This is a genomic window from Streptomyces sp. NPDC059668, assembly GCF_042734135.1.
In the GTDB taxonomy this organism is placed as follows: domain Bacteria; phylum Actinomycetota; class Actinomycetes; order Streptomycetales; family Streptomycetaceae; genus Streptomyces.
Genome location: NZ_JBHWEL010000144.1, coordinates 1 through 6,200, shown reverse-complemented (window position 1 = coordinate 6,200; position 6,200 = coordinate 1). Strand labels below are relative to the sequence as shown.

6 protein-coding genes are annotated in these 6,200 nt (G+C 67.8%); 1 reads left to right on the top strand and 5 read right to left on the bottom strand.

From position 1 onward, the window contains the following. Positions 1-128: 128 nt before the first annotated feature. The 5 genes from trpD to ACFV2J_RS42310 form a co-directional block, all read right to left on the bottom strand. Positions 129-1,193: an anthranilate phosphoribosyltransferase gene (gene trpD, locus ACFV2J_RS42330; protein WP_385443808.1), complete on the bottom strand. Its 1,065-nt coding sequence runs from the start codon at positions 1,191-1,193 to the stop codon at positions 129-131. 135 nt (positions 1,194-1,328) lie between these two features. Beyond that, positions 1,329-2,966 (bottom strand): cytochrome bc complex cytochrome b subunit, encoded by a 1,638-nt coding sequence (locus ACFV2J_RS42325; protein ID WP_385095191.1) that lies wholly within the window; start codon positions 2,964-2,966, stop codon positions 1,329-1,331. Next, positions 2,963-4,027, bottom strand: coding sequence for a Rieske 2Fe-2S domain-containing protein (locus ACFV2J_RS42320; RefSeq protein WP_385095194.1), 1,065 nt, complete (start codon positions 4,025-4,027; stop codon positions 2,963-2,965). The genes ACFV2J_RS42325 and ACFV2J_RS42320 overlap by 4 nt, the downstream gene beginning before the upstream one ends. Further along, positions 4,024-4,833 carry a c-type cytochrome gene (locus tag ACFV2J_RS42315; protein ID WP_266698637.1) on the bottom strand — a complete coding sequence of 270 codons (810 nt, stop codon included), beginning with the start codon at positions 4,831-4,833 and terminating at the stop codon, positions 4,024-4,026. Before ACFV2J_RS42315 ends, ACFV2J_RS42320 begins: the two co-directional genes overlap by 4 nt. Before the next feature lie 64 nt (positions 4,834-4,897). Beyond that, positions 4,898-5,518, bottom strand: a complete 621-nt coding sequence (locus tag ACFV2J_RS42310) for a heme-copper oxidase subunit III (protein WP_168527748.1) — start codon at positions 5,516-5,518, stop codon at positions 4,898-4,900. A gap of 191 nt (positions 5,519-5,709) precedes the next feature. On the opposite strand from ACFV2J_RS42310, the gene ACFV2J_RS42305 reads away from it, so the two are divergent. After that, positions 5,710-6,111 (top strand): hypothetical protein, encoded by a 402-nt coding sequence (locus ACFV2J_RS42305; RefSeq protein ID WP_266698638.1) that lies wholly within the window; start codon positions 5,710-5,712, stop codon positions 6,109-6,111. Positions 6,112-6,200 lie beyond the last annotated feature (89 nt).

The window sequence follows — 6,200 nt, the reverse complement described above, 5'->3', positions numbered from 1 at the left end:
GGGCTGGGTAGTTCAGCCCGTCCGGCGTTTGAGGACAAGGCCCTTAAGGCCGGACGGGGGTCTGGGGGCGGAGCCCCCAGGTCCTGATGGAGGGGCGAGCGGAGAGTCCCGTCCGCCCCCGCGAGGAGTCACGCGTTCGTGGCCGTCACCCAGCGGTCCAGCGCGGCCCGCGCCGCGCCGGAGTCGATGGACTCAGCCGTCCTCACCATCGCGGCACGCAACTGGTCCACCAGCGGCGCGTCCGCCGGGGACAACGCCACCAGCGCCGCCGCCGCGTTCAGGACCACGGCGTCCCGTACGGGCCCCCGTTCGCCGTCCAGGACACGACGGGCGACCTCCGCGTTGTAGGAAGCGTCGGCGCCCCGCAGGGCCTCCACGGGGACGAGGTCGAGCCCGACGTCCCGCGGATCGAACCGCTCCTCGGTCACCTTGCCGTCCCGCACGACCCAGACCTTCGACGTCGCCGTGGTGGTCAGTTCGTCCAGCCCGTCGTCACCGCGGAAGACCAGCGAGGAGTTGCCGCGCTCGGCGAAGACACCGGCCATGATCGGCGCCATCCGGGCGTCGGCGACACCCACCGCCTGCGCCCGCACCCGCGCGGGGTTGGTCAGCGGGCCGAGGAAGTTGAAGACCGTGCGGATGCCCAGCTGTCCGCGCGCCGCCGCCACATGACGCAGCGCCGGATGGAACTTGACCGCGAAGCAGAAGGTGATCCCGGCCTCCTCGGCCACCTCGGCCACCCGCTTCGGCGTCAGCTCCAGATTGACTCCGAGCTTGCCCAGGACGTCCGAGGCGCCGGACGCCGACGACGCGGCCCGGTTGCCGTGCTTGACGACCTTCGTGCCGGTTCCGGCCACCACGATGGACGACATCGTGGAGATGTTCACCGTCTTCGCGCCGTCACCGCCGGTACCGACGATGTCGACGGTCTCCCCCGGCACCTCGATCACCTTGGCGTGCTCGTACATCGTGCGGACCAGACCGGTGATCTCCTCGACCGTCTCGCCCTTGGCCCGCAGCGCCACCACGAAGCCGGCGATCTGCGCGTCCGTCGCCTCGCCGCTCATGATCCGGTCCATCGCCCAGGCCGTGTCGTCCGCGCTCTGGTCCCGGCCGTCGAGCAGGCCGTTCAGCACCGCGGGCCAGGAACGGCCCGCCGCGATGTCGCCTCCAGCGGGGGTCACAGCACTCATATGCCGCTCCTGGGTTCGTAGACAGGTCCGAGCAGGGTCCACCCTATCCAGCCCGGACACGGCAAAGAGCCCCCGTCCGTGGACGGGGGCTCCTGCCGTGGCGATCAGTGGGACCGGTGAGGACCGGCCGGAGGATCAGTGGTGGCCGTGGCCGCTCGTGATCTCCTCGTACTCCTCGACCGTGGGCTTGGGGATCTGGCTGTTCTCCCCGTAGAAGCCCTTGCTGAGCTTGGCACGCAGTCGCTGCGCGCCGTTCACCTTGCGCTCGACACCGTTCTCGTCGACCACCGGGCCGATCTCGGCGGGCTGGTACTGCTCGTGCGCGGTGAGCGTGTGCAGGGCCTCCTGGCCGAGCGGCTCGTGCACCTCGATGAACTCACCGTGCGGCAGGCGCTTGATGATGCCCGACTCGCGGCCGTGCAGCACCTTCTCCTTGTCGCGGCGCTGGAGGCCGAGGCAGATCCGCTTGGTGGCGATGAAGACGAGCACCGGCACGACGAAGAACGCGATCCGGACGAACCAGGTGATCGAGTTGATCGACAGGTGGAAGTGCGTGGCCCAGATGTCGTTGCCGCCACCGACCAGCAGGACGAAGTACCAGCTGATCCAGGCCGCGCCGAACGCGGTGCGGGTCGGGACGTTGCGCGGGCGGTCCAGGATGTGGTGCTCGCGCTTGTCGCCGGTGACCCAGGACTCGATGAACGGGTAGACCGCGATCGCGACCAGGACCAGCGGGAAGATCACCAGCGGGATGAACACGCCCAGGACGAGCGTGTGACCCCAGAAGTTGATCTCCCAGCCCGGCATGACACGGATCAGGCCCTCGGAGAAGCCCATGTACCAGTCCGGCTGGGCGCCCGTGGACACCATGTCGGGGCGGTAGGGGCCGAGCGACCAGATCGGGTTGATCGAGGCGATCGCCGCGATGGCCGCGATGGCGCCGAAGACCAGGAAGAAGAAGCCTCCGGCCTTGGCCATGTAGACCGGCAGCAGCGGCATGCCGACGACGTTCTTGTTCGTCTTTCCGGGGCCCGCGAACTGCGTGTGCTTGTGGTAGAAGACCAGGATCAGGTGGCCGACGACCAGGCCGAGCATGATGCCCGGCAGCAGCAGCACGTGCACGGAGTAGAAGCGGGCCACGAAGTCGCCGCCCGGGAACTGTCCGCCGAAGAGGAAGAACGAGAGGTACGTGCCGACGATCGGCACGGACAGGACCGCGCCCTCCATGAAGCGGACACCGGTGCCGGAGAGCAGGTCGTCCGGGAGCGAGTAACCGGTGAAGCCGGTGAACATGCCCAGGACGAACAGCAGGAAGCCGAACAGCCAGTTGACCTCACGCGGCTTGCGGAACGCACCCGTGAAGAACACGCGCATCATGTGCACGAACATGCCGGCGAGGAAGATCAGCGCCGCCCAGTGGTGGATCTGCCGGATCAGCAGACCACCGCGCACCTCGAAGGAGATGTGCATGGTCGAGTTGAACGCCTCGGACATCAGCTGACCCTGCAGCGGGACGTAGCTGCCGTGGTACTCCACCTCGTTCATCGACGGGTGGAAGAACAGCGTCAGATACACACCCGTGAGGATGATGATGAGGAAGCTGTACAGGCAGATCTCACCCAGCATGAACGACCAGTGGTCGGGGAAGATCTTGCGCATGTTGGCCTTGGCCAGGGAGTAGATCCCCAAGCGGCCGTCGGCCCAGTCGGCCACCCGCTCACCGGCGGGCGCCTTCTCGCGCGAGCGCGAGTCGGAGGTGGTGGTAGTACTCATCCGCGCTCCCAGAAGGCAGGACCGACGGGCTCGTCGAAGTCGCCGAGCGCCTCGAGGTAGCCCTCGTCGTTCACACCGATGCGCAGCTGCGGCAGGGCATGACCGGCCGGGCCGAAGATCACTCGGGCACCGTCGGAGAGGTCGAAGGTGGACTGGTGGCAGGGGCAGAGCACGTGGTGCGTCTGCTGCTCGTACAGGGAGATCGGGCAGCCGACGTGGGTGCAGATCTTCGAGTACGCCACGATGCCCTCGTGCGACCAGGCGAGCTCGCGCTTGTCCTTGATGTTGTCCGGCTGGAGCCGGACGATCATCACGGCGGCCTTCGCGATCTCCTGCTGGAAGTCCTCGTCCTTCTCCTCCAGGCCCTCGGGCTTGACGAAGGTGAGCGAGCCGACGGCGATGTCGGAGGGACGCAGCGGCTCGTTCGTGTTGACGTTGACGAGCAGCTTGCCCTTGGACCAGATCGTGTGGCGCAGCTTGGTGCCCGGCAGCGGACCGAGGTCGCGCAGCAGCATGACGCCGGAGAGCGGGAACAGGGCCAGCGCGCCGAACATCGTGGTGCGGATCAGCTTGCGGCGGCCGAGCGCGGACTCCTTGGCGCCCTGCTTGAAGTCGGCCAGGACCTTGGCCTTGACCTCGGGCTCCGCCTCGATCGGGTGACGCTCGTCGGCGATCTCCACGTCGGACATCAGGGTGCGGGCCCAGTGGACCGCGCCCGCGCCGATCGAGAAGAGCGCCACTCCGAGCGTCATACCCAGCGCGAAGTTCAGCGCGCTGATGTGCCCGAGCGGGAAGACGAAGATCGACTTGTCGTTCGGGATCGTCACGTACGAGGCGATGAAGGCCACCGTGGCCAGCATCGACAGCGTGAACAGCATCGCGACGACACGCTCGGACCGCTTGGCGGCCCGCTCGTCGATGTCCTGGATGCGGTGCTCGTGGGGCGGCAGTCCCGGGTCCGCGAACGGGTTGTCCTCGTTCGCGACGGCTACTGCGCCGTGACCGTGCGCGTCGGCCTGCTCAGCGGGCAGGTTCTCTTCTGGAATGTCTTGGCTACTCATGACTTCTTGGCCTTTGCGGTCCGAGCGGCGACCCAGACGGCGACGGCGACCAGGGCGCCAAGACCGAAGATCCAGCCGAAGAGGCCTTCACTGACCGGCCCGAGGCCGCCCAGTTCGAGACCGCCCGGGCTCTCGGTGTTGTCACCGTTGACCGCGTCGAGGTACGCGATGATGTCCTTCTTGTTCTTCTCCGACAGCGTGGTGTCGGGGAAGGAGGGCATGTTCTGCGGGCCGGTCTGCATGGCCTCGTAGATGTGCTTGGGGTCGACACCCTCAAGGCTCGGCGCGAACTTGCCGTGCGTCAGCGCGCCGCCCTTGCCGGTGAAGTTGTGGCACTGGGCGCAGTTGGTGCGGAACAGTTCGCCGCCCTTGGCGATGTCCGCGCCCTCCGGGCTGACCTGGCTCTTGGTCGGGACCGTGGGACCAGCGCCCAGCGAGGCGATGTACGCCGCGAGCTGGTCGATCTCGGCCTGCGAGTAGATGACCTTCTTGCGCGGGATCTGCGCGCCCGGCTGCTGGGCCGGCATGCGGCCGGTGCCGACCTGGAAGTCGACCGCCGCGGCGCCCACTCCCACCAGGCTCGGCCCGTCGGAGGAGCCCTGACCGCCGGTTCCGTGGCAGCTTGCGCAGCCCACGGAGAAGAGCTTCTTGCCCTCGTCGATGGCAAGGGACTGGGCGGTGGTGTCGGCCTGCGCCTTGCTCGCGGGTGCGAACGCGGCGTACAGCCCCCCGGTGGCCGCCAGCGCGAGGAGTAGGACGACGACCGCCGCCAGCGGATGGCGTCGTCGTGCGGAGAGCTTTTTCACGGATTACCCCGGTGTCAGGATCTTCTGCGTCGATGCTTCTGGATGTTTCGGGCTGCAGGCCCGATTACTTGATCATGTAGATCGTGGCGAAGAGGCCGATCCAGACGACATCGACGAAGTGCCAGTAGTAGGACACGACGATGGCGGCGGTCGCCTGCTCGTGAGTGAACCTCTTGGCCGCGTAGGTGCGGCCGAGGACCAGCAGGAAGGCGATGAGGCCGCCCGTCACGTGCAGGCCGTGGAAGCCGGTGGTCAGGTAGAACACCGAGCCGTACGGGTCGGAGGAGAGCGAGAGCCCGTCCTTCTTGACCAGCTCGGTGTACTCGAAGATCTGACCACCGATGAAGATCGCACCCATCACGAACGTGACGGTGAACCACATCCGGAGCTTCTTCACGTCCCCGCGCTCGGCGGCGAACACGCCGAGCTGGCAGGTCAGGGAGGAGAGCACCAGGATCGTGGTGTTCGAGGCCGAGAACGGGAAGTTGAGATGGCCCGCCATCTCCTTCCAGTGATCCGGTCCGGTCACCGATCGCAGGGTGAAGTACATCGCGAAGAGGGCCGCGAAGAACATCAGCTCGGAACTCAGCCAGATGATGGTTCCGACGCTGGTGAGGTTCGGTCGATTGACCGACGGGTGCGCGTGCCCGGTTTCTACTGTCGTTGCTGTCGCCACGACCGACATTATGTCGGTCGCTTATCCCGCCCTCACCCCGGGGGGTGCCGTTCGGGGTGTCTGTGGGGTGTGTCCAGCCCGTATGGCCCATCGAAGCCCTGTCCGAACCGGTGTTGACGAGGTGTTTGAAGGAGTAGCATCCGCGCCATCGGTACCAGGAGTTCCCGATCAATGCGGTGCCTCAGATGCGTGGAGGAACAATGCAGCCGACCGCCACGGTGCTGGTCTACAGTGACGACTCCAACACCCGGGGGCAGGTGCGGCTGGCGACAGGCCGCAGACCGGCCTCCGACGTTCCCCAGGTCGAGTTCATCGAGTGCGCGACGCCCGCCGCGGTCCTGAAGGAACTGGACAGGGGCGGCATCGACGTCTGTGTGCTGGACGGCGAGGCGGTCCCGATGGGCGGCATGGGAGTCTGCCGCCAGATCAAGGACGAGATCTTCAACTGCCCGCCCGTCCTGGTGCTCATCGGGCGCCCCCAGGACGCCTGGCTGGCCACCTGGAGCCGCGCGGACGCCGCGGTGACCCTGCCGGTCGACCCGGTGGAGTTCGCCGCCTCGCTGGCCTCGCTCCTGCGCCGCAAGGCCCTGCTCGGCGCCTGAGGCCCGGCGGCCGCCCACCGCGGCGGCTGCGGGCCGCCCAGGGCCCGGAACGGGGGGGGGGGGCGGCCGCCCGCCCCACCCCCCCCCCC